Source organism: Stenotrophomonas sp. GSD10 (assembly GCF_056172695.1).
This window is the reverse complement of the sequence record NZ_JAOCMC010000002.1, coordinates 2,485,190-2,508,852: the sequence shown is the minus strand read 5'-3', so window position 1 is coordinate 2,508,852 and position 23,663 is coordinate 2,485,190. Positions and strand designations below refer to the sequence as shown.

Here is a 23,663-nt window from a genome sequence, read left to right as displayed (position 1 = left end):
GTTCCACGGTCGGCGATCCCAGTAGGATCAATGACTTGGAGGGTAAATGCAGGCCGCTCGCCGGCCCCAGTCCGGAACCTCTATGCGTCTTTCCACGATCAAGCTGTCCGGCTTCAAGTCGTTCGTCGATCCGACCACCCTGCACCTGCCGACCAACATGACCGGCGTGGTGGGGCCCAATGGCTGCGGCAAGTCGAACATCATCGACGCCGTGCGCTGGGTCATGGGCGAGAGTTCGGCCAGCCGCCTGCGCGGCGACTCGCTGACCGACGTGATCTTCTCCGGTTCCAATGCCCGCAAGCCGGTCTCGCAGGCCACCGTCGAGCTGATCTTCGACAACTCGGATCACACGATTTCCGGCGAGTACGCCTCGTTCAACGAAATCTCGGTCAAGCGCACGGTCAGTCGCGACGGCACCAGCAACTACTACCTCAACGGCACCAAGTGCCGCCGCCGCGACATCACCGACCTGTTCCTCGGTACCGGCCTGGGCCCGCGCAGCTACTCGATCATCGAGCAGGGCATGATCAGCCAGATCATCGAGGCGCGCCCGGAAGACCTGCGTGTGTACCTGGAAGAGGCCGCCGGCATCTCCAAGTACAAGGAGCGCCGCAAGGAGACCGAGACCCGCATCCGCCATACCCGCGAGAACCTGGACCGGCTGGGTGACCTGCGTGACGAGATCAGCAAGCAGCTGGAACACCTCAAGCGCCAGGCCAGGCAGGCCGAGCAATACCAGGCGCTGCAGGAAGAGCGCCGGGTCAAGGATGCCGAATGGAAGGCGCTGGAGTTCCGGGGCCTGGACGGTCGCCTGTCGAAGCTGCGCGAAGGGCTGTCGCAGGAAGAGACCAGGCTGCAGCAGCTGATTGCCGACCAGCGCGACGCCGAGGCCCGTATCGAGACCTCGCGCGTGCGCCGCGAAGAGGCCGCCGATGCGCTCAACACCGCACAGGCGGCGGTCTACCAGGTGGGCAGCACGCTCGCGCGCCTGGAACAGCAGATCCAGCATCAGCGCGAGCTGTCGCAGCGCCTGCACAAGGCCCGCGATGAGACCCGCCAGGCCCTGGCCGAACTGGGCCAGCACATCAGTGGTGATGAGGCCAGGCTGGGCGTACTGCGCGAGGCCGTGGACGCGGCGAGCCCGCAGCTGGAGGCGTTGCAGGAAGAGAACGAGATCAAGCAGGAAAGCCTGCGCGAGGCCGAGGACCGTCTGGCCGGCTGGCAGCAGCGCTGGGAACAGCACACCTCACAGAGTTCGGAAGCTTCGCGCGCCGGCGATGTCGAGCGCACCCGTGTGGACTACCTGGACAAGCAGATCCTCGACGCCGACCGGCGCCGCGAGGCGCTGGCCGCCGAACGTGCCGGGCTGGACGTGGACGCGCTGGAGGACGCCTTCGAGCAGCTGCACCTGCAGCACGACACGCAGAAGACCGCACTGGATGAGCTGACCGAGGAGGTCGAGCAGCGCAAGGAAGGTGTCGCCGCCGTGCAGGAACAGCAGCGCGCGGGCCAGAACGAACTGGCCGAGCTGCGCAAGCAGGCCAACGCCCTGCGCGGCAGGCTGGCATCGCTGGAAACCTTGCAGCAGGCTGCGCTTGGCCAGGAGCAGGGCGCGGCGGTCGCCTGGCTGAAGGCCCGTGGGCTGGATTCGGCTGCACGCGTCGGCGAGCGCCTGGATGTCGATGCCGGCTGGGAAAACGCGGTGGAAAGCGCGCTCGGCGAGCTGATCGAAGGCGTGCTGGTCGATGAGCCGGCCCGCCTGGTCGATGCACTGGGCGAACTCGGCGAGGGTCATATCGCGCTGGTTGCCCATGACGATGCCGAGCTGAAGGTCGCGCCGACCTCGCTGGCTGCACGCGTGCGTGGCCCGGCGGCGATCCGTCGGCTGCTGGCGCATCTGCATGGTGCCCGGGATCTGGCCGAGGCCAAGGCGCTGCAGGCAGGCTTGCCCGACGGCGATTCGATCATCACCCAGGGCGGCGAACGCCTGGGCCAGGGCTGGCTGCGCGTGTCGCGCTCCGGTGCGGCCCAGCAGGGAGCCCTGCTGCGCGAACGCGAGATCAACGAACTGCGCGAGCAGATCGAGCAGCTGCAGGAGCGCGAGGCTGCGCTGGAAGAGCAGCTGTCCGGCTTCCGCGAGCAGTTGCTGGCGGCCGAGCAGCAGCGCGAGGACGCGCAGCGCACGCTCTACCAGGCGCATCGTGCGGTGTCCGAGCTGGCCGGCCAGTTGCAGGGCCAGCAGGGCAAGGTCGAGGCCGCGCGCACCCGCATCGATCGCATCGAAGGCGAACTGAGGCAGCTGCAGGAAACGCTGGAAGCCAACAGCGAGCAGGCGCGCGAAGCCCGTTCGCGGCTGGAGAACGCGGTCAGCAGCATGGGCGACCTGGAGTCGACCCGGCAGCGGCTGGAAGGTGAACGCCGCCAGCTGACCGAGGCCCGCGACCTCGCACGCGATGCCGCACGCGGGGTGCGCGAGCGCGCGCATTCGCTGGCCCTGACCCTGGAATCGCAGCGGGCGCAGCTGGCGTCGCTGGGCCAGGCACTGGAGCGCATGGGCACCCAGCGTGGCCAGCTCGATTCGCGCCTGGGCGAACTGCACTCGCAGCTGGATGAAGGCGATTCGCCGGTCGAATCGCTGCAGGCCGAGCACCAGAATGCGCTGGAAGAGCGCGTGCGCGCCGACCGCGTGCTGACCGAAGCGCGCACGCTGCTGGATGGCATCGACGCCGAGCTGCGCAATTACGAGCAGACCCGCCACCAGCGTGACGAACAGGCATTGGCGCAGCGCGAACGCATTTCGCAGCGCAAGCTGGACCAGCAGGCGCTGGTGCTCAGTGCCGAGACCTTGCAGGGCGCTGTGGAGAAAGCCGGTTTCGTCATGCAGGACGTGCTCAACGCACTGCCCGAGGACGCCCGTCTGGGCGACTGGGAGCAGGCCGTGCACCAGATCGATGGCCGCATGCGCCGGCTGGAGCCGGTCAACCTGGCCGCCATCCACGAGTACGGCGAGGCCTCGCAGCGCTCGGAGTACCTGGATGCCCAGCATGTGGATCTGACCACCGCGCTGGAAACGCTGGAAGACGCCATCCGCAAGATCGACCGCGAGACCCGTGGCCGCTTCAAGGACACCTTCGACCGCGTCAACGCCGGCGTGCAGGCGCTGTATCCGCGCCTGTTCGGTGGCGGCCATGCGTATCTGGAACTGACCGGCGAGGACCTGCTCGATACCGGCGTGACCATCATGGCGCGTCCGCCGGGCAAGCGCGTGTCCAGCATCTCGCTGCTGTCCGGCGGCGAAAAGGCGATGACTGCGGTGGCGCTGGTGTTTGCCATCTTCCAGCTGAACCCGGCGCCGTTCTGTCTGCTGGACGAGGTGGATGCACCGCTGGACGAGGCCAACGTCGGTCGCCTGGCCAACATGGTCAAGGAAATGAGCGAAAAGGTGCAGTTCCTGTTCGTCAGCCACAACAAGGCGACGATGGAGGCCGCGCACCAGCTGTCGGGCGTGACCATGCGCGAGCCGGGCGTCAGCCGGCTGGTCAGCGTCGACCTGGAAGAGGCCGCACGATTGGCGGGCGCGGCCTGACGTGCCATCCTAACTACCTGAATGAACCAGCCGGAGAACCTATCGAATGTCCGACACGGCACTGTTGCGCATCGGCATCCTGGCCGCCGGCCTGCTGTTGATCGCCGCGATCTTCCTGTTTGGCCGTCCGAAGAAAAAGCCCCAGGGGCGCCGCGTGGAAGGCGCGGAATCGACCAGCGGCGAGCGTCGCGAGCCAGTCCTGGGTGAGGACGGCATCGCCGTGGCCGGTGGCCGCCTCGAGCCCGGCATGGGCGGCGAGGGCGAGCAGGCCGAGCTCGGCCTGGCCGACACCGACGCAGGCGCAGCCAGCGACCTGGGCAAGCGCGCCACCCAGGACTTCGACAAGATCGTCTCGCTGTTCGTGGCCGCCCGTGCCGGCGAACAACTGCGCGGCGAGGACATCGTGGTGGCAGCGGAGAAGACCGGCCTGGTGTTCGGCCACATGAACGTGTTCCACCGCCTGGTGGAAGGCCACCCCGAGCGTGGCCCGATCTTCTCGATGGCCAGCATCATGAAGCCGGGCAGCTTCGACATGGCCAACATCCGTGCCATGGAAACTCCGGCCATCGCTTTCTTCCTGACCCTGCCGGCGCCGCTGACCGCGCTGGACGCCTGGGAGAAGATGTTGCCGACCGTGCAGCGCATGGCCGAGCTGCTCGACGGCGTGGTGCTGGATGACAGCCGCAATGCGCTCGGCCGGCAGCGCATCGCGCACATCCGTGATGAACTGCGCGCCTACGACCGCCAGCACCAGGCGCCGCCGCTGACCAAGACCCCGCGCTGGTAATGCCTGATGTGCCGACCAACGGTCGGCACCCACCCCCATCGGCAATCCTCGGTAGATCCACGCCATGCGTGGATGCGGTCTACGCCGGGACGCCGGCCACCCTGGCGAACGCACGGCGGAATGCCGCCATCTCGTCCTCGGTTCCCACAGTCACGCGTACGCGCTGCGGCCAGATCGGCCAGCTGCGCCCGATCACCACGCCGTTCTCTGCCATTGCCTTGGCAAACGCGGCGCCGTCGCGCTGCACGTCCACCACGAAGCAGTTCGCCTCCGAAGGCAGGCAGCTGAAACCGCGCTTGCCGAGCCAGGCAATGGTGGCCTGCCGGGCCTTGGCATTCTGCAGGCGGCGCTGCGCAACCAGTTGCGGATCCTGCAGGCTGGCCAAGGCGGCGGCCAACGCCGGCACCGGCAGCGGGTTGTCGCCCAGGCGGGCCAGTTCGCGCAGGCGGTCGGGGTGCGCGGCCGCCACGCCCAGGCGCAGCCCGGCCATGCCATACAGCTTGGAGAACGTGCGCAGCACGATCAGGTCATCGCGTTGCGCCACCTCGGCGATCAGGCTCGGTTGATCGCTGTACTGCAGGTAGGCCTCGTCCACCAGCACGCGGGTCGTGGCGGGCTTGTGCGCCAGCAGCCACGCCAGTTCGGCCGGCGGACTGATCGAGCCGGTCGGGTTGTTTGGGTTGCACACATACAACAACCCGGTCGGGCGCGCGTGCGCGGCAGCGACCATCGCGCGCAGGTCGTGTGCGCCGTCGGTTCGCAGCGGCACCTTCTGCACGTGCGCGCCGTGCGCGGCGGCGACCTCGCCCAGCGTCTCGAAGGTCGGGTCGGCCACCACCAGCCCGGCCTGCGGACCGGTCCATACGACGGCTGCGCGATTGAGGGGTTCGCTGGAGCCGGGGTAGAGGCGGACATGGTCCGCCGGAATTCGCGCCTGCTCGATGAAGGCGTCGCGCACCTGGCCGGCCAGCTCGAAACGGTAGCGGCCGCAACCGGCGATGCTGTCGCGCGCAGCCTGCTGCGCTGCGGGCGAGGGGCCATACGGGCACTCGTTGAAATTCAGCAGCACCGCGCCTTCGCCTGAAGCCGGCACAGCTGCCGAAGCCGCAGCGGGTTGGGCCTGGGCAAGGCGGGGCAGGCCGGTGCCGGCCAGGGCGAGGCCGGCACCGGCCAGTTGCAGGAAGTGGCGGCGGGAGGCAGGCAGGGTCACGGGCGGGATTCCGAAGGGCAGCCCGCGCACGCTAGCGCTGGCGGCGGCGCGCGGCAAGCCGCCTTCGTAGCGTCGAGCAAGCTCGACTGCTCTACCGGCCCAGTCGAGCAAGCTCGACTGCTCTACCGGCCCAGTCGAGCAAGCTCGACGCTACGAAGGCGGGGCGTTACGGGGGCTGACGGCTGGGCGCGGTAGAATTCCCGGCCATCCCAGAACCACCGGATCCCGATGAGCCCCAGCCCCGCCGAACGCGCCGAAGACCTTCGCCGGCAGATCGCCCAGGCCAACCGCGCCTATCACGAGCTGGATGCGCCGGAGATCCCCGACGTCGACTACGACCGCATGGTGCGTGAGCTGGAAGCGCTGGAGCGCGAGCATCCGGAACTGGCCCGTGCCGACAGCCCGACCCAGCAGGTCGGTGCGCGTCCGTCCGGTCGCTTCCCGGAAGTGCGTCACGCGGTGCCGATGCTGTCGCTGTCCAATGCCTTCAGCGACGAGGAAGTGGCCGATTTCGTGCGCCGCATCGATGAGCGCCTGGGCCGCCGCAGCCTGCAGTTCTCGGCCGAGCCGAAGATGGATGGACTGGCGATCAGCCTGCGTTACGAGGAGGGTCATTTCGTACTCGGCGCGACCCGCGGCGATGGCAGCACCGGTGAGGACGTGACCGCCAACCTGCGTGAAATCGGCGACATTCCCAAGCGCCTGCATGGCAAGGACTGGCCGGACGTGCTGGAAGTGCGGGGTGAGGTCTACATGGCCCGCGCCGACTTCGAGGCCTACAACGAACGTGCGCGCCAGCAGGGCGGCAAGGTGCTGGCCAACCCGCGCAACGCCGCGGCCGGCTCGTTGCGCCAACTCGACCCGAAGATCAGTGCACAGCGTCGGTTGAGCTTCTTCGCCTACGGCACCGGCGAGGTGCAGGGCGGTGAGTTGCCCGATACCCACTCGGCTACGCTGGCGCAGCTGGGCGCCTGGGGCTTCCCGGTCAGTGCACTGTGCAAGGTGGTCGAGGGCACCGACGGCCTGCTCGGCTATTACCGCGATATCGGCGAGCGCCGTGACGGCCTGCCGTTCGACATCGACGGCGTGGTCTACAAGCTCGATGATCGTTCCGGCCAGCAGGCGATGGGCTTCGTCTCGCGTGCACCGCGCTGGGCCATCGCGCACAAGTTCCCGGCGCAGGAGCAGAGCACCACGGTGGAGGCGATCGAGATCCAGATCGGCCGCACCGGTGCCGCAACACCGGTTGCACGGTTGGCGCCGGTAGCGGTGGCCGGGGTGATCGTATCCAACGCGACGCTGCACAACGCCGACCAGATCGCGCGCCTGGATGTGCGCGTCGGCGACAGCGTGATCGTGCGCCGCGCGGGCGACGTGATTCCCGAAGTGGTCAGCGTCATCCTCGACCGTCGGCCGCAGGGCACCACGCCCTGGCAGATGCCGACGCGCTGCCCGGTGTGTGGGTCGGAGATCGTGCGCGAAGAAGGCGCGGCCGCATGGCGCTGCTCGGGTGAGCTGTCCTGCCCGGCACAGCGCAAGGAAGCCATCGCTCATTTCGCCTCGCGTCGCGCGATGGACATCGATGGCCTGGGTGACAAGTACATCGAAACCCTGGTCGATGCCGGCATCGTCAGGAGCGTGGCCGACCTGTACCGGCTCAGCCGCGATACGCTGCTGCACCTGAAGCTGGTGCTCGACGCCGAAGATCCCTCGGCGCTGGCCGCCGCGCTGAAGCTGCATCTGCCCGCCGAGGGTAGTGGTGCGGTGCTCAACGCGGTGCTCAGACTGGATGGCAACGATCCGGGCTGGCGCGCGCAGGCGCTGGCGCAGCCGGCCAGTTTCGAATGGAACACGAAGAAGATCGCCACCAAGTGGGCCGACAACCTGATCGCAGCCATTGACGCCAGCCGTGCCGCCACGCTGGAACGGCTGCTGTTCGCGCTCGGCATCGAGCACGTGGGCGAAAGTACCGCCAAGGCGCTGGCGCAGTGGTTCGGTGACCTGGAACTGATCCGCCACCTGCCGTGGCCGCTGTTCAAGCGCGTGCCGGACATCGGCGGCGAAGTGGCCCGTTCGCTGGGTCATTTCTTCGAACAGCAGGGCAACCAGCAGGCCATCGATGACCTGCTGCAGGTCGGCCAGGTCCGCATCAGTGATGTGCATGCGCCCAGTGCCAAGCTGCGCGAAGGGCTGGATCTGGCCCAGCTGCTGGTCGAATCGGAGATTCCGGGCATCACCCGCCTGCGTGCGGAAAAGCTGATGGCCGCGCTTCCCGGCGCGCAGGCCGTGCTCGACGCCGAGCATGGCCAGTTCGTCAACGCCGGGCTGCCCGATGACACTGCGCGTGGACTGGCCGAATGGCTGGACACGGACGGCCATGGTGCGATGCTGTTGGCTGCCGAGAAGGCGATGCAGCAGATCCTGGCCAAGGCGCCGGCGCTGGCCGAGATCGTGGCCGGCCCGCTGGACGGGCAGACCGTGGTGCTGACCGGCACCCTGGCCCAGCTCACCCGCGATGCCGCCAAGGAACGCCTGGAGGCTCTCGGCGCCAAGGTCTCCGGCAGCGTGTCGAAGAAGACCAGCTTCGTGGTGGCCGGTACCGAGGCCGGCTCCAAACTGGACAAGGCACAGTCGCTGGGCGTGCCGGTGTGGGATGAAGACCGCCTGCTGGCCTACCTGGCCGAACACGAGTGATGACCCCGCCGGGCGTCTGCCGCCCGGCATGAAGCACAAAGGATGACCGATGCAGACCGCCCCGCTGGATTTCCGCCTGGCGACCCGTGCCGACGAAGAACGGCTGATCGCGCTGATGCGCGAGTTCTACGCCGAAGACAGGATCGACTTTGACGATGCACGCGTGCGCCGAGGCGTGGATGCGTTGCTGGCCGACCCGCGCAACGGCGAGGTGCTGCTGTGGCTGGACGAGGCCGGTGAAGTGGTCGGCTACGCGGTGATCGCGATGGGCTTCAGCCTGGAGCAGGGCGGCCATTTCATGCTGCTGGACGAGCTGTACCTGGCCCATCGCGCGCGCGGCCGCGGTCGCGGCAAGCAGGCGCTGGCCATCTGCGAACAACGTGCACGTGGCCGTGGCGTCAGCCGCCTGCGCCTGGAAGTGAACCACCACAACGAACTGGCCCGCCGCCTGTACCTGGCCAGTGGCTACATCGATGACACCCGCGACCTGCTGACCCTGCCGCTGGACCACCCGCGCCCGGAGGGCATCCTGTGAGCCAGGCCCTGCTGCATGCGCTGCGCCAGCGTGCTGCGCTCAACGCGCTGGTGCGCCGCTTCTTCGCCGAGCGCGATGTGCTGGAAGTGGAAACGCCGATCCTGTCGGTGGCGGGCAATACCGAGCCGAACATCGACAGCTTCCACACCGATTTCAGTGGGCATGTCGATGCCGGTGGCCGCCGGCGCTGGTTGCGGACCTCGCCGGAGTATCCGCTCAAGCGGCTGCTGGCGGCCGGTGTTGGCGATTGCTACGAGCTGGGCCGGGTGTTCCGCAACGGCGAGGCCGGCGGCCGCCACAATCCCGAGTTCACCATGCTGGAGTGGTACCGGGTGGGCTGGGATCACCACCGTCTGGTGCAGGAAACCGCCGAGCTGGTCAACCAGGCGCTGGCTCTGGTCGGCCGTACGGCGACGCTGCGTGTGTTGAGCTACCGGGAGCTGTTCCAGCAGTACCTGGGCATCGACGCGTTCGATGCCGATGAATCGGCGCTGCGCGCCGCGCTGGGCGAGGTGCACATCGATCCGGTCGGCTTGACCCGCGACGATTGGCTGGACCTGCTGATGACCCATCGTATCCAGCCCGGCTTCGATGACAGCGTCATGACCGTGGTTCATGACTGGCCGGCCAGCCAGGCAGCGCTGGCGCGCATCCGCCCCGGTTCGCCGGCACTGGCCGAACGGTTCGAGCTGTACCTGGGCACGGTCGAGCTGGCCAACGGATATCACGAGCTGAACGATGCCGACGAGCAGCGTGCCCGCTTCCTGCGTGACCAGCAGCGGCGTCATGCACGCGGGCAGGTGCAGCCGGCGCTGGATGAGGCGTTGCTGGCCGCATTGCCGTCGATGCCGGCGTGTGCAGGGGTGGCGGTGGGCGTGGATCGCCTGCTGATGGCGATGGAGCGCACGCCGCGCATCGCCGATGTGCTGGCGTTCGATTTCGCTCATGCATGAACATCATCCGCTGCCGGACATCGAAGACTGAACGGATTGCCGGATCCACGCGCTTGCTTCAGCAAGCAGGATGATGCTCTTATCACGGGCGATGCGGGACACTGGCATCGGAATTCGTCCACTCCTGTTGGGGAAGGCATTGGTCAAGTGGTTTGCGGTTGTTGCGGTACCGGTCTACTCCATCGCGCTCTGGGGTGCTTGGCTGCCGTTCTCCGCGTCCGCCCAGCAGCTGGGTTATGACGAGGAAGTGGTCACCTGCGAATCACGCGACATGGGTTGGGTGCACTGCGATATCGAGGTCGCCAATGGCGTCGACCTGATCCGGCAGCTGTCCAGCAACAGCTGTATCCGCGGCAGCGAATGGGGGACTGATCGCAGTGGCGTCTGGGTCACCCTTGGCTGCCGCGCCGAGTTCCGTGCGCGCCGTGCGCCGGGGGCCGCCGCAGCGGCCGGCAGCGACGGCAAGCGCCAGTTCCGCCGCGTGGTGCGCTGCGAGTCCAACGGCCGCCCGCAGAGTTGTCCGGTCCGCTTGGATGGGGCGCCGGTGCGCCTGCTGCGCCAGCTGTCCGTGCTGCCGTGCCGCGAAGGGCAGGGCTGGGGCTACAAGCGCAACGAAGTGTGGACCAGCCGTGGCTGCCAAGGCGATTTCGAAGTGGCCGATGAGCAGGGCCGCTTCGTCGATATGCCGCGCCGGCTGACCTGCGAATCGAAATCGAAGAAGCGGCGCTTCTGCGGGGCGAGCATCTCCGTCGGCGCGGCGGTATCCCAGCAGCTGTCCAGCACGCCCTGCGTGGAGGGCAGCACCTGGGGCTGGAGCCGCAACGGGATCTGGGTGGACGGCGGCTGCCGCGCCGAATTCTCGGTGAATTGAGCCCCGGCGGGCTCCAACCGCGCAGGACGTGGCCCTACAATGGGCCCATGAACACTGCCCCTGACATCGATTACGCGCGCTACGACCACATCCGCCCGATCCTGTGGACCGGCGATGCCCTGCAACTGCTGGACCAGCGCAAGCTGCCGTTCGTGGTCGAGCACGTGGTCTGCCATGACAGTGACGAGGTCGCCTCGGCCATCCACGCACTGACCGTGCGCGGCGCGCCGGCCATCGGTATTGCCGCGGCCTGGGGCGTGGTGCTGGCGGCACGCGGGGTGCAGGCCGCCGATGGCGCGCACGCCCTGCAGCAGCTGGAGCCGGCGCTGCAGCGCCTGAACGCCTCGCGCCCGACCGCGGTCAATCTGGCCTGGGCGCTGGCGCGCATGCGCCGTTGCCTGAGTGCCGCAGGCGCCGACTGGAAGGCGTTGCTGGAGGCCGAAGCGCAGGCCATTGCCGAAGAGGATCTGGCCGCCAACCGCCACATGGGCGCGCTGGGTGCGGGCCTGATCGAGGCCGGCAGCGGCGTGCTGACCCACTGCAATACCGGTTCGCTGGCCACCGCCGGCTTCGGCACCGCGCTGGGTGTGATCCGTGCCGGCATGGCCCAGCACCGTATTGCCCGGGTGTTCGCCGGCGAGACCCGGCCGTGGCTGCAGGGCGCGCGCCTGACCGTGTGGGAGCTGCAGCAGGACGGCATCGACGCCACCCTGATCGCCGACTCGGCGGCCTCGCACCTGATGAAGACCGGCGCCGTGCAGTGGGTCATCGTCGGTGCCGACCGCATCTGCGCCAACGGCGATACCGCCAACAAGATCGGCACCTACCAGCTGGCCATCGCCGCCCGCCACCACGGCGTGAAGTTCATGGTCGTGGCGCCGTCCTCGACGGTGGACATGGACACCGTGGATGGCAGCCAGATCGAGATCGAGCAGCGTGACCCGGGCGAACTGTACGGCGTGGGCGGTACCCGCACCGTGGCCGAAGGCATCGCCGCCTGGAATCCGGTGTTCGACGTCACCCCGGGCGAGCTGATCGACGCCATCGTGACCGAACGCGGCGTGATCCTGAACCCGACCGCCGAGAACATGCGCGCCGCCTTCGGCGGTTGAGGCGGGACAGGGGCGAGGATGCCTGGAGAGCCGAGCCCATGCTCGGCTCCGCCGGGGAATCCGCCGCAGCCGAGCATGGGCTCGGCTCTACAGGGGCGGCTGAACCCCCTAAGTTCCTGATTTGTGCCGGTAAAATCCCCGTAAAAGGCGGCGGAAAACGACCCGTTGTGGTAGTATCCACAGGTTGAATCGAGGTTCCGGCGCGACCCCCTCCCGCAGAGGGCTGCGCCGGACTGGACCGCTACCAGACAACGGAACCCGAATGGCAGAAACCGCCAAGGAAATCATCCAGGTCAACCTGGAAGACGAGATGCGCAAGAGCTACCTCGATTACGCCATGAGCGTGATCGTGGGCCGCGCGCTCCCGGATGCGCGCGACGGCCTCAAGCCGGTGCATCGCCGCGTGCTGTTTGCGATGAATGAACTCAACGCGCACAGCAACAAGCCCTACTTCAAGTCGGCGCGTATCGTCGGTGACGTCATCGGTAAGTACCACCCGCATGGCGATCAGTCGGTGTACGACACGCTGGTGCGCCTGGCACAGCCGTTCTCGCTGCGTTACATGCTGGTCGATGGCCAGGGTAACTTCGGTTCGATCGACGGCGACTCGGCGGCAGCGATGCGATACACCGAAGCGCGCATGTCGCGCCTCGCGCATGAGCTGATGGCCGACATCGACAAGGAAACCGTCGATTTCCAGCCCAACTACGACGAGAAGGAACTGGAGCCGACGGTCATGCCGACCCGGTTCCCGAACCTGCTGGTCAATGGTTCGGCCGGTATCGCGGTGGGCATGGCGACCAACATCCCGCCGCACAACCTGAGCGAATCGATCAACGCCTGCATCGCGCTGATCGACAACCCGGACATCGACGTCGATGGCCTGATGGAGTACATCCCGGGCCCGGATTTCCCGACCGCCGGCATCATCAATGGCACCGCTGGCATCGTCGCCGGCTACCGCACCGGCCGTGGCCGCGTGCGCATCCGAGCCAAGGCCGATATCGAAGTGGCCGACAACGGTCGCGAATCGATCATCGTCACTGAAATTCCTTACCAGGTGAACAAGGCGCGTCTGATCGAAAAGATCGCCGAGCTGGTCAAGGAAAAGAAGATCGAAGGCATCAGCGAGCTGCGCGATGAGTCCGACAAGGACGGCATGCGCATCTACATCGAGATCAAGCGCGGTGAATCTGCCGAGGTTGTGCTGAACAACCTGTACCAGCAGACGCAGATGGAATCGGTGTTCGGCATCAACATGGTGGCGCTGGTCGATGGCCGCCCGCAGTTGATGAACCTCAAGCAGATGCTGGAGGCGTTCGTCCGCCACCGCCGCGAAGTGGTCACCCGCCGCACCGTGTTCGAGCTGCGCAAGGCGCGCGCCCGTGCCCACGTGCTGGAAGGCCTGACCGTGGCGCTGGCCAACATCGACGAGATGATCGAACTGATCAAGACCTCGCCGAACCCGAACGAAGCCCGCGAGCGCATGCTGGCACGCGTGTGGGAGCCGGGCCTGGTCGGTGCGATGCTGGGTGCCGCCGGCGCCGAAGCCTCGCGTCCGGAAGACCTGCCCAAGGGCGTGGGCCTGATCGAGGGCGGCTACCAGCTGACCGAGATCCAGGCCACCCAGATCCTGGAAATGCGCCTGCACCGCCTGACCGGGCTGGAGCAGGACCGCCTGACCGACGAGTACAAGCAGCTGCTGGAAGTGATCGCCGGGCTGATCCACATCCTGGAAGATCCCGACCGCCTGCTGCAGGTGATCCGCGAAGAGCTGGTCAGCGTCAAGGCCGAGTTCGGCGACGAGCGTCGTACCGAGATCCGCCACAGCGAAGAAGATCTGGACATCCTCGACCTGATCGCGCCGGAAGACGTGGTGGTCACCGTGTCGCACGCCGGCTACGTCAAGCGCCAGCCGGTGAGCGTGTACCGCGCGCAGCGCCGCGGTGGCCGTGGCCGCAGTGCGGCGGCGACCAAGGAAGAGGATTTCATCGAACAGCTGTGGCTGGTCAATACGCATGACACGCTGCTGACCTTCACCAGTTCGGGCAAGGTGTTCTGGCTGCCGGTCTACCAGCTGCCGGAAGCGGGTTCCAACGCTCGTGGCCGTCCGATCATCAACTGGATTCCGCTGGAACCGGGCGAACGCGTGCAGGCCGTGCTGCCGGTGCGCGAGTACGCCGATGGCCAGTTCGTGTTCTTCGCCACCAAGAACGGTACGGTGAAGAAGACCCCGCTGGGCGAGTTCGCCTTCCGTCTGGCCCGCGGCAAGATCGCGATCAACCTCGACGAGGGCGATGCGCTGGTCGGCGTCGGCCTGACCGACGGTGAGCGCGACATCCTGCTGTTCGCCTCCAACGGCAAGACCGTGCGCTTCGGCGAGGACAAGGTCCGCTCGATGGGCCGCACCGCCACCGGCGTGCGCGGCATCAAGATGCCGGCCGGCGAGGAAGTGGTCAGCCTGATCGTGGCCGAAAGTGCCGGTGGCATCGAGGACGAGAACGAGGACGACAACGGTGTCGAGGAAGCCGCCGCCAATGGCGATGCGGTGATCGACGGCGCCGACGACGCCAGCGTGCAGTACATCCTGACCGCCACCGAGAACGGCTACGGCAAGCGCACCCCGCTGCCGGACTATCCGCGCAAGGGCCGTGGCACGCAGGGCGTGATCGGCATCCAGACCACCGAGCGCAACGGCAAGCTGGTCGCCGCGGTGCTGATGGGCTCCAGCGACGAGGTCCTGCTGATCTCCGACGGCGGCACCCTGGTGCGTACCCGCGGCTCGGAAATCAGCCGCGTCGGCCGCAACACCCAGGGCGTCACTCTGATCCGCCTGTCCAAGGACGAGAAGCTGCAGGCGGTGGAGCGCATGGATGCCTCGATCGACGAGGACGAGGACGAGGTGGTTGCCGCCTCCCCGGCCGAAGCCCCCGCGCCGGGCGAGGACGCGCCGCAGGCGTAAGCCCGCCTCGCCACGCCACCTCAACAACGCCGGCCTCGTGCCGGCGTTGTTGTATCCGGCGCTCACCGCACGCGCACTTCACAGCGACGGTGGGATAACAGGCCATGCTGCCCCGGAGATCGACGATGTCCGCCACGCCGCAGTCCGCCGCCCCCGTTGTATCCCGCCATCCGCTGGTGACCGTGCTGTCGCTGCTGCTGGTCGTGCTTGGCCTGGTCATCGGCGGTCTCGGCGCGTGGCTGCTCAGCCTGGGAGGTTCGGCGTACTACGCCATCGCCGGCGCCGGTCTGCTGGCCAGCGGTATCCTGCTGTTCGGCAACCGGCGCAGTGGCGCGCTGATGTACGCGCTGGTATTCATCGGAACGCTGCTGTGGACCGGGTGGGAGTCGGGCAGCGACTACTGGCGATGGGTACCGCGGCTGGGCCTGGTGACCGCACTGGGCATCGTGCTGGCGCTGCTGGCGCCGACCCTGCGTACGCCCGTTCCCAGACGGCTCTCGCGTGCGGTGGCCGCTGTGCTGCTGCTGGTGTTCGTGGCCGCGTTCGGCCTGGCGTTTGCGCCGCAGGGTGAGGTGGATGGGCATCAGCCGTTCCCGGAAGGCGCGGTCAGCGCCGGCCTGGAACCGACCCGTGACACCACCGGCCTGCAGCCGGCCGACCAGCCTGCCGATGGTGATTGGGCGGCCTGGGGTCGCAGCAACGCCGCCACCCGTTACTCGCCGCTGCAGCAGATCACGCCGGCCAACGTCGGCACGCTGCAGCTGGCCTGGCAGTTCCGAACCGGTGATCTGCCGAAGAAGCGCTGGGGCGCGGAAACCACGCCGCTGAAGATTGGCGACCGCCTGTACCTGTGCACCGCGCGCAACCGCCTGATCGCCCTCGATGCCGGCAGCGGCAAGGAGCTGTGGCGGTTCGATCCGAAGGTCAGGGACGCCTCGATTCCCTACACCGCCGCCTGTCGTGGCGTGAGCTACTACGAACAACCCAGCGCGCCGACCATCGCTGATGCGGTGCTGGCTGACGTGGCCGCTGATCTGGCGCTGCCCGAGCCACCGCCCACCGTCACCCGCAATGCCGCACCCGGCAGCCATCCGGCGTGCTGGGCGCGCATCATCGAGGGCACCCTGGACGGCCGCATCATCGCGGTGGATGCAGACAGCGGCCGCCCCTGCGCCAACTTCGGCAACAACGGCCAGGTCGACATCACCCTGGGCATGGGTGAGGTGCCGCCGGGCTATGTGTCGATCACTTCGCCGCCGGCCATCGTGCGCGGGGTGATCGTCACCGGCCACCAGGTGCTCGATGGCCAGCGCCGGGATGCGCCGTCGGGGGTGATCCAGGCCTACGACGCGATCAGCGGCAAGCTGCGCTGGGCCTGGGACATGGACCAGCCCGAGCGCAACGGCCTGCCGCCACGCGAACAGACCTACACGCGCGGTACGCCCAACATGTGGACCACCGCCACCGGTGATGAGGCATTGGGCCTGGTCTATCTGCCGCTGGGCAATGCCGCCGGCGACTACTGGAGTGGCTCGCGCAGTGAAGCGCAGAACCGCTATTCGACCTCGCTGGTGGCCCTCGATGTGGCCACCGGCAAACCGGTCTGGCATTTCCAGGCCGTGCGCAAGGATGTATGGGATTACGACCTGGGTTCGCAGGCCAGCCTGATCGATTACCCGACCGCGGCCGGCAAGGTGCCGGCGATCCTGCTGCCAACCAAGCAGGGCGACCTGTACATTCTCGACCGTCGCAATGGCCAGCTGCTGAGTGCCGCCGAAGAGCGCAAGGTTCCGCTTGGCGGTGTCGAACCGCAACAGCGTTCGCCCACCCAGCTGTTCTCGCTGTACCACACGCTGCGTCGCGAGCATGACCTGACCGAGCGCGACATGTGGGGGTTGACCCCGATCGACCAGCTGGTCTGCCGCATCCAGTTCCGCAAGGCCTACTACGAAGGCTTCTACACGCCGCCGAGCAGCGACCGCCATTCCATCGAGTATCCCGGCTACAACGGCGGTTCGGACTGGGGAGCGTCTCCATCGATACGCGGCGTGGCGTGATCGTGGCCAACTACAACGACATGCCCAACTACAACCGGCTGGTACCGCGTGCGGAGGCCGACCGGCGGGGCTGGCTGCCGCGCGAGAAGATCCGCGCCGACAAGGGCGGTGGCGAGGGCGCCGGTGATCCGCAGGTGGGCACGCCGTATGCCATCCAGGTCAACGCCGGCTGGCGGTTGCCGTTCACCGGCCTGCTGTGCAAGCAACCCCCTATGGCGGCATCCGTGCCATCGACCTGCGTACCGGCAAGCTGCTGTGGGATCGCCCGTTCGGCAGTGCACGCGGCAATGGGCCGTTCGGCATCCGCTCCGGCCTGCCGATCGAAATCGGTACGCCGAACAATGGCGGTTCGGTGATCACCGCCAGCGGCCTGATCTTCATCGCCGCCGCCACCGATGATCTGCTGCGCGCGATTGATCTGAAGACCGGCAAGGAGCTGTGGCACGCCAAGCTGCCGGCCGGTGGCCAGGCCAACCCGATGGTGTACGAACAGGGCGGCCGCCAGTACGTGGTGATCATGGCCGGCGGCCACCATTTCATGGAAATCCCGAAGGGCGATTACGTGATGGCGTACGCGCTGCCGGCAGGGCACAAATAGAGGCGGCCATCGGCCACCCCCATTGCATGGCGTCGGATCACACCGTCACCACCACCTTGCCGATCTGCTCGTTCGATTCCAGATAACGATGCGCGTCCTGGATCTGCGCGAACGGGAACACCTTTGCGATCATCGGTACCAGCACGCCCTTGTCCAGGCCGTCGACGATGAAGGCCTTGGCCCGCGCCAGCGCGGCATCATCAGCGACGATTTCCGAGTACAGGTAACCCTTCAGCGTCAGCGACTTGCCCAGCACGTTGAACAACGGGAACGGCGTCGGTTCGTTGCTCAGCGCGCCGTACTCCAGCAGGATGCCGCCGCGCGCCATCGCATCGGTCAGTGCATTGAACTGCGGGCCGCCGATCGGATCGAACACCACGCGGGCACCGGCGCCATCGGTGATGCGCGCCACTTCGGCGGCCAGGTCCTGATCCTGGGTGGCGATGACATGGGCGGCGCCGGCGTCGAGCAGGGCCTGGCGCTTGCCTGCGCCGCGGGTCACTGCAATCGGCGTGGCACCTGCTGCGTTGGCGATCTGGATGGCGGCCAGGCCGACGCTGCTGCTGGCCGCGGTGATGATGACGAAATCCCCGGCGGTCAGATGCGCCTGCTCCACCAGCGCGCCCCAGGCGGTGACGTACTGCATCCACACGGCCGCCGCGGTTTCAAAATCCAGCGCCTGCGGATGCTTGACCACCAGCCGCGCCGGCACATTGGCCAGCTCGCCGTAGGTGCCCCAGCGGGCGATATCCAGAGGCGGCACCACACTGACCGCATCGCCAACGGCCAAGCCGTTCACTGCACTGCCGAGCGCTTCGACCACGCCGGCCGCTTCGTAGCCCAGGCGGCTGGGGAACTGTGCCTGCTGCAGATAGGCGCCGTTGCGGAACATCACCTCGGCGCGGTTCAGGCCGATCGCCTTGACCCGGATCTGCACCTCGTCGGCGGCGGGGGCGGGAACGTCGATCTCGTCGATGCGCAGCACATCGGCGTTGCCATATTCATGGATGCGGACAACCTGACTCATGGGGGCTCCTGGGAAGGGCCGGCGCGCGGGCCGGCGGGGACGTGGCGGCCACTATGCGCGTGGTCTGCATCCAGAATAAGGGGTAATCTGGCGTTTCATTGGAAAACATCCGTTTGCAATGGACCTGATCGTTCCCCTCCTGACCTTCGCCAAGGTGGCCGAGGTCGGCTCGTTCGCCGCTGCCGCCGAGGCGCTGGACCTGTCGCCGCAGCTGGTCGGCAAGCACATCCAGGCGCTGGAGCAGCACCTGGGCGTGCGCCTGCTCAACCGCACGACGCGCAAGCAGAGCCTGACCGACTTCGGCCAGGCCTATCTGGCGCGGGCGCGGGTGATCCTGGAGGAAGTGGAGGGCGCCGAACAGCTGGCCGAAGTGGCGCGCGGGCGGCCGATGGGGCGCCTGCGCATCAGCGCGCCGGTCACCTTCGGCGTGCATGCGCTGGGTCCGGCGGTGGTGGCCTACATGCAGGCCTATCCAGACGTGCAGGTTGATCTGAATCTCTCCAACAGCCTGGTCAACATCGTCGAAGACGGCTACGACCTGGTGTTCCGCACCGGTGATCTGGCCGACAGCGGACTGGTGGCACGGCGGCTGGGGCCGTATCCGCTGGTGCTGTGCGCGGCGCCGGGGTATCTGGCCTCGCGTCCACCCATCACCCACCCCAGCGATCTGAGCCGGCACGAATGCCTGGGCTTTGCCCATTCGATCATCCGCACCCGCTGGAGCTTCCTCGATGCCGACGGCGGTGTGTTGACCGTGCCGGTGTCCAGCCGCTTCATGGTCAACCAGGCCGAGCCGTTGTTGACCGCTGCGGTGGGCGGGCTGGGGCTGATCCTGCAGCCGCACGAGATGTTGGCTGCCGCACTCGCGCGCGGTGAACTGGTGGAAGTGCTGCCAGGCTTCGTGCCGGTGTCGACCTGGATCAACCTGGTGTACCCGCGTGATCGCCAGCTGACGCCCAAGCTGCGCAGCTTCCTGGATTTCTGCGTGGCGCGCTTCAATGAGCAGAGCATGGCGCGGCGATAGCGCGGGCATCGGTTAGCATTCCGGCGCCCCTCTGCGAAGGATCGCCCCGTGATGCCCATTCCGCCGTTCCATCCTGCCCTCGGCGTGCTGCTGCTGGCGTCGTTGTCCGGCGGCCGCGCGCCCGCGCAGGCGCTGGCCGAATGGGAGGCACATGGGCGTGCCGATGGATTGGCGCGACCGGACAGCCCCTGCCAGGATTTACTGCAGGCGATGGGGCGGAAGCCGGCTGGGCTGGAGTACGTGGGCTGCAGCCAGGACGACGCGTCCTACATCAAGCCCATGCAGGCCCACTACCGCGTCGCCGGCGCACGCGCCGAGCAGGTCGAAGCGTATCTGCACGCGACGTTCGGAATGCCGATGTTGCGTTACACCTGCTGTGGCTGGAGCAATGGCGGGCCCTACAGCTGGCGCGAAGGTGCAGACATGGTGAGGTACCAGATCGGGATGGGCGTGGAGTCGATGCCGCATCCGCGCAGCGAGTGGCGCCGCATCGAAGCATTCAACGTCACCGTGGAGGTGACGCGGCAGAGCCCGTAGCGTGGATGCGGCAGGCGGATGCTTGCTCTAGGATGCGCGCAGGGATCCCTGCAAAGGAACTGCGATGATGGCGGTTGGACGTCTGCTGCTGTGCGCTGCGCTGGCCTGTCCGCTTCTGACGGCCGTGCCGGTTTTTCCTGCGATTGGCGCAACCACCTCCGGGCCTGCACATCCGCATGCGCAGGACGCTATCGATGACTGGCTTGCGGCTTTCAACGCAGGCAGCCTCGATGCGTTGCAGGCTTTCGCCGACAAGTATGCGAAGAAGGAAGGCAGTGCTCCCAAGGACTATCTCGAGTTCCGCGAGAGTACCGGCCCGCTGCGCGTGCTGGAAACGCGCGAGGGCACGCCTGGTCACGCCAAGCTGCTGGTGATGGGGCAGCTGAACGAACGTGCGATGTGGGTGACGGCGGAGATGGACCCGGATCATCCGGCCCACCTGAAGCTGTTCCAGATCGAAGGCACCGAGGTACCGGACAAATACAAGCCGGAGCGTGTTGCGTTGCCGGTCCTGATGGCTGACGCCAGGACGAAGCTGGACGCGCTGCGCGCACAGGACGCGCTGTCGGGAGCGTTGTTGGTGGCGCGCAACGGCCAGGTGTTGCTGGATTGGCGGGGCGGCCAGGCAGATCGCGAAAGCGGTATTCCGGTGCGGGCGGATACGCGCTTCCGGCTGGCGTCGTCCAACAAGATGTTCACTTCGGTGGCCATCCTGCAGCTGGTGCAGGCCGGCAAGCTGGGGCTGGACGATACGATCGGCGAGCATCTGCCGGACTACCCGAACAAGGCCGTCGCCGCTGAGGTGACCGTCCGCCAGTTGTTGACCCATACCAGTGGCCTTGGCGACTTTTTCGGCGATGATTTCGACCAGTATTCGGCCTCGCTGAAGACGCTGGATGACTACGTGCAGCGCTTTGCCAAGGATGCACCGCAGTTCACGCCCGGCAGCCAGGACGGCTACTCCAACTATGGCTTCATCGTGCTTGGGCGCCTCATCGAGGCCGCTTCAGGGCAGTCGTACTATGCCTATGTGGAGCAGCACATCCTGCGACCGGCTGGCATGACCGGCACCGGCTTCGAACCGGAAACGGTGAAGGTGCCACAGCGTGCCGTTGCCTACACGAAGAAGGACGGGCAATGGGTGCGTGAAACGAAGTCGCTGCCCTGGCGCGGCATGTCCGCTGGCGGTGGCTACAGCACGGCCACCGACATGCTGAAGTTCGCCGAGGCATTGCGCGGCGGAAAGCTGGTCTCGCCGGCACTGCTGCAGCAGGCCACCACGGCGCAGAATCACAAGCGCTGGTATGGCTTTGGCTTCGTGGTGCAGGGCGAGGGCAGGGAGCACCAGTACGGCCACGAAGGCGGTGCGCCGGGGTCGAACAGCGCCATCGTGGTGATGCCTGCGCAGGGATATGTGATCGTTGGCCTGGCCAACGTTGATCCGGACGCGATCGGTAACGTGGTCAACTACATCGCGCGGCGGTTGCCGTTGCAGTGAGCGTGGGGGCGATGGATGTAGAGTCGACCGTTGGTCGACGCTCGCGCGAAGCGCGGGCGCTTCGATCTTTTCGTGAATGGTAGTCGACCAACAGCTGACTCTACCCAGTCGACGTCATCCAGTCGGGGCCGGCACCCGCACCATCTTCGTCATCAGGTGCTCGACCACACCCGCCGGATCGGCAGTTCGGCCCACGTGCGTGCTCGACATCTGCACGATCGAGCTGCGCTTGGCGGTGAGGAAGTGGAAGCGTGCGCGCGCCGGCAGTTGCGCGATCGGCCCAGCGCCAGCATCGCCGCGGCAGATCGCCACGATCGCATCCAGCCACGGCTGCAATGCCTCCTGGTCCAGCGTTGGCGCGAACGCGTGCAGGCGTGCCGGATCGATCTCGATGGCCGCTTCCAGGTGCCGTGCACCGGGGCAGGACACGATCACCCCGACGTTGATGAACTCTTCGCGTTCCACCCGCGGTACCACGCGGATGACCGCATAGTCATACGTGTGCAGCGTGGGCACGGATGGCCTCCTGCACGAACACCGCACGCACTTTCAGGCGATGCTTGAGATAGTTGATGTAGCCCTGCCGATAGGCCTGCGGGCTGTCGAAGGCCGGCTCGTCCACCAGCCAGCTGTCGGGCACCAGGCCGACGATTCGCTCGATCTCGGTATCGGTCAGGCGTGCAGCCAGTTCGGCATCGACCTCGGCAATGCGGCTGGCGAAGGACAGCAGCACATGGTCGCGGATCAGCACGAACGGTTTCTCGCAGGCATCGCCGGCATTGGCCCAGTCGTGATGGAAATACATCGCCGCGCCGTGGTCGATCAGGTACAGCTGGCGGTGCCACACCATCAGATTGGGATTGCGCGTGGTGCGATCGACATTGCTGGTGAACGCATCGAACCAGACGATGCGCGACGCCAGGTCGGCGTCCACCGGCATCGCGGCCGGGTCGTAGTTGATCGCGCCGGGCAGGTAGTCCAGGCCCAGGTTCAGGCCCTCGCTGGCACGGATCAGCTCCTGGATCTCCGGATCCGGCTCGGTGCGGGCGAACTCGCGGTCCAGTTCGACGAACAGGATCTCCGGAATCGGCAGGCCCAGCGTGCGCGCCATCTCGCCGGCAATCAGCTCGGCGATCAGGGCCTTCGGGCCCTGGCCGGCGCCGCGGAACTTCAGTACGGCCATGCCGTCGTCGTCGGTCTCGACCACGGCGGGCAGGGAGCCGCCTTCCCGCAGCGGGGTGATGTAACGGAGGGCATGTACGGTGCGCATGGGCGCATTCTAGCGTGGTGGCCGGGCCGTCGCGCCGGGGCCGAGCAGGGCCCAGGCTTAACGAACAGGGAGCGCGCGAAACATCGTGTAGCGGCCACCTGCAATCTTCACTTCTTCCTTCCGCGCCGGGTGGCAGCATGCGTTTCAACGGAGCAACACGCCCGCGTGTGACCTTCAACAGGAGGCCGTCATGCCGCTACAGTGCAGCTGTCATGCTTCACCCTGTATGCAACGCAACGCGTGGTGTTGACCTTGAGCTGACACGGTCACGCCCCCGGCACGGATGGCCGTTTCCCCGCAGTTCCAGACACCTTTCACACATCGCGACCCCGGCATGGCCCGGCCGGTCCTGCGATCCAGGTACTTGCGCCCCGAGATGGACCCCTGCGTCGCCGTCGGCATTGGCAACGCGGGCCGACGCCGAATCCACGATGTCCCCACAGGCTTTGGAGGTGCACCGATGAGCGACGAATTCACTCCCATGCTGCCGCCCCTGGACGATGCCAAGGCCGAGGAAATGATCGGCAAGGTGGTGCTGGTCGGCGTCACCCGCTATGGCGGCGACGGCCAGGTGCAGGGCCTGGAACAGTACGCCGGCACCGTGCTGCGCATCAGCGCCGATGAAGGCGTGGTGCTGGCCGACGAAGATGATGGTCATGAGCACTACCTGCCGCCCATGCTTGACCAGTACCAGCGGGCCGCGCCCGGCGAATACCGCATGCGCAACAGCGGCATGATCGTGGTCGACCCCGATTACCTGACCGCCTGGGATCTGCACGCCCAGCAGTGATGACAGCCCACGCCTGGCAGATGCCGGCCCGCTGCCGGCCTCGCCGGGTGTGTTCCACTTTGCTCCATCCGGCCACTAGCCCTTCCGGCCCATTCCCCCCACCTGCTGCGGTGCTAGATTCGGGCTCTTGCCCGTCCTCGGGCTCCATTCAC

The 23,663-nt window shown here is 67.2% G+C and carries 16 protein-coding genes and 1 pseudogene; 13 read left to right on the top strand and 4 right to left on the bottom strand.

Features of this window, described 5'->3' with window-relative positions; translation table 11 throughout:
- Positions 1–82 precede the first annotated feature (82 nt).
- Complete coding sequence (gene smc, locus N4G47_RS11785) at positions 83–3,586, top strand: chromosome segregation protein SMC (protein WP_475287327.1); 3,504 nt, start codon at positions 83–85, stop codon at positions 3,584–3,586.
- A 46-nt stretch (positions 3,587–3,632) separates the two neighbouring features.
- Positions 3,633–4,373: a cell division protein ZipA gene (zipA, locus tag N4G47_RS11780; RefSeq protein ID WP_475287325.1), complete on the top strand. Its 741-nt coding sequence runs from the start codon at positions 3,633–3,635 to the stop codon at positions 4,371–4,373.
- Positions 4,374–4,452: 79 nt separating this feature from the next.
- Here the strand turns inward: zipA and N4G47_RS11775 are convergent, their stop codons facing one another.
- Positions 4,453–5,583, bottom strand: a complete 1,131-nt coding sequence (locus N4G47_RS11775; protein WP_475287323.1) for a pyridoxal phosphate-dependent aminotransferase — start codon at positions 5,581–5,583, stop codon at positions 4,453–4,455.
- A gap of 222 nt (positions 5,584–5,805) precedes the next feature.
- Here N4G47_RS11775 and ligA point away from each other — a divergent pair, with 222 nt between their 5' ends.
- The 7 genes and pseudogenes from ligA (at position 5,806) to N4G47_RS11740 (ending at position 17,365) form a co-directional block, all read left to right on the top strand.
- Positions 5,806–8,277 (top strand): NAD-dependent DNA ligase LigA, encoded by a 2,472-nt coding sequence (ligA, locus tag N4G47_RS11770; RefSeq protein WP_475289934.1) that lies wholly within the window; start codon positions 5,806–5,808, stop codon positions 8,275–8,277.
- A gap of 49 nt (positions 8,278–8,326) precedes the next feature.
- The gene (locus N4G47_RS11765) at positions 8,327–8,812 is read left to right on the top strand and encodes a GNAT family N-acetyltransferase (protein ID WP_107232965.1); all 486 of its coding nucleotides are present in this window, start codon (positions 8,327–8,329) and stop codon (positions 8,810–8,812) included.
- Positions 8,809–9,765, top strand: coding sequence for an EF-P lysine aminoacylase EpmA (gene epmA / locus N4G47_RS11760; RefSeq protein ID WP_475287320.1), 957 nt, complete (start codon positions 8,809–8,811; stop codon positions 9,763–9,765). Before N4G47_RS11765 ends, epmA begins: the two co-directional genes overlap by 4 nt.
- 139 nt (positions 9,766–9,904) lie before the next feature.
- Positions 9,905–10,636 carry a DUF3011 domain-containing protein gene (locus tag N4G47_RS11755; RefSeq protein ID WP_475287316.1) on the top strand — a complete coding sequence of 244 codons (732 nt, stop codon included), beginning with the start codon at positions 9,905–9,907 and terminating at the stop codon, positions 10,634–10,636.
- Between the two features lie 47 nt (positions 10,637–10,683).
- On the top strand, positions 10,684–11,748 hold the full coding sequence (gene mtnA / locus N4G47_RS11750) for an S-methyl-5-thioribose-1-phosphate isomerase (protein ID WP_475287314.1): 1,065 nt from the start codon (positions 10,684–10,686) through the stop codon (positions 11,746–11,748).
- Positions 11,749–12,010: 262 nt separating this feature from the next.
- The gene (gene gyrA, locus N4G47_RS11745) at positions 12,011–14,710 is read left to right on the top strand and encodes a DNA gyrase subunit A (protein WP_475287312.1); all 2,700 of its coding nucleotides are present in this window, start codon (positions 12,011–12,013) and stop codon (positions 14,708–14,710) included.
- 125 nt (positions 14,711–14,835) lie between these two features.
- Positions 14,836–17,365: pseudogene (locus N4G47_RS11740) on the top strand (membrane-bound PQQ-dependent dehydrogenase, glucose/quinate/shikimate family).
- 37 nt (positions 17,366–17,402) lie between these two features.
- Here the strand turns inward: N4G47_RS11740 and N4G47_RS11735 are convergent.
- Positions 17,403–18,392, bottom strand: coding sequence for a zinc-dependent alcohol dehydrogenase family protein (locus N4G47_RS11735; RefSeq protein WP_475287311.1), 990 nt, complete (start codon positions 18,390–18,392; stop codon positions 17,403–17,405).
- Positions 18,393–18,510: 118 nt separating this feature from the next.
- Here N4G47_RS11735 and N4G47_RS11730 point away from each other — a divergent pair, with 118 nt between their 5' ends.
- The 3 genes from N4G47_RS11730 (at position 18,511) to N4G47_RS11720 (ending at position 21,451) form a co-directional block, all read left to right on the top strand.
- The gene (locus N4G47_RS11730; RefSeq protein ID WP_475287309.1) at positions 18,511–19,416 is read left to right on the top strand and encodes a LysR family transcriptional regulator; all 906 of its coding nucleotides are present in this window, start codon (positions 18,511–18,513) and stop codon (positions 19,414–19,416) included.
- A gap of 51 nt (positions 19,417–19,467) precedes the next feature.
- Positions 19,468–19,953, top strand: a complete 486-nt coding sequence (locus N4G47_RS11725; RefSeq protein WP_475289933.1) for a DUF4952 domain-containing protein — start codon at positions 19,468–19,470, stop codon at positions 19,951–19,953.
- Positions 19,954–20,017: 64 nt separating this feature from the next.
- The gene (locus N4G47_RS11720) at positions 20,018–21,451 is read left to right on the top strand and encodes a serine hydrolase domain-containing protein (protein WP_475287305.1); all 1,434 of its coding nucleotides are present in this window, start codon (positions 20,018–20,020) and stop codon (positions 21,449–21,451) included.
- Between the two features lie 114 nt (positions 21,452–21,565).
- Here N4G47_RS11720 and N4G47_RS11715 read toward each other — a convergent pair whose 3' ends face one another.
- Together N4G47_RS11715 and N4G47_RS11710 are read right to left on the bottom strand one after the other, a co-directional pair.
- Positions 21,566–21,967, bottom strand: a complete 402-nt coding sequence (locus tag N4G47_RS11715) for a DUF3037 domain-containing protein (protein ID WP_107232975.1) — start codon at positions 21,965–21,967, stop codon at positions 21,566–21,568.
- Positions 21,945–22,721 (bottom strand): HipA family kinase, encoded by a 777-nt coding sequence (locus N4G47_RS11710; RefSeq protein WP_475287299.1) that lies wholly within the window; start codon positions 22,719–22,721, stop codon positions 21,945–21,947. Before N4G47_RS11710 ends, N4G47_RS11715 begins: the two co-directional genes overlap by 23 nt.
- Positions 22,722–23,181: 460 nt before the next feature.
- On the opposite strand from N4G47_RS11710, the gene N4G47_RS11705 reads away from it, so the two are divergent.
- Positions 23,182–23,511, top strand: a complete 330-nt coding sequence (locus tag N4G47_RS11705) for a hypothetical protein (RefSeq protein ID WP_107232977.1) — start codon at positions 23,182–23,184, stop codon at positions 23,509–23,511.
- The last annotated feature ends 152 nt before the right edge of the window (positions 23,512–23,663 follow it).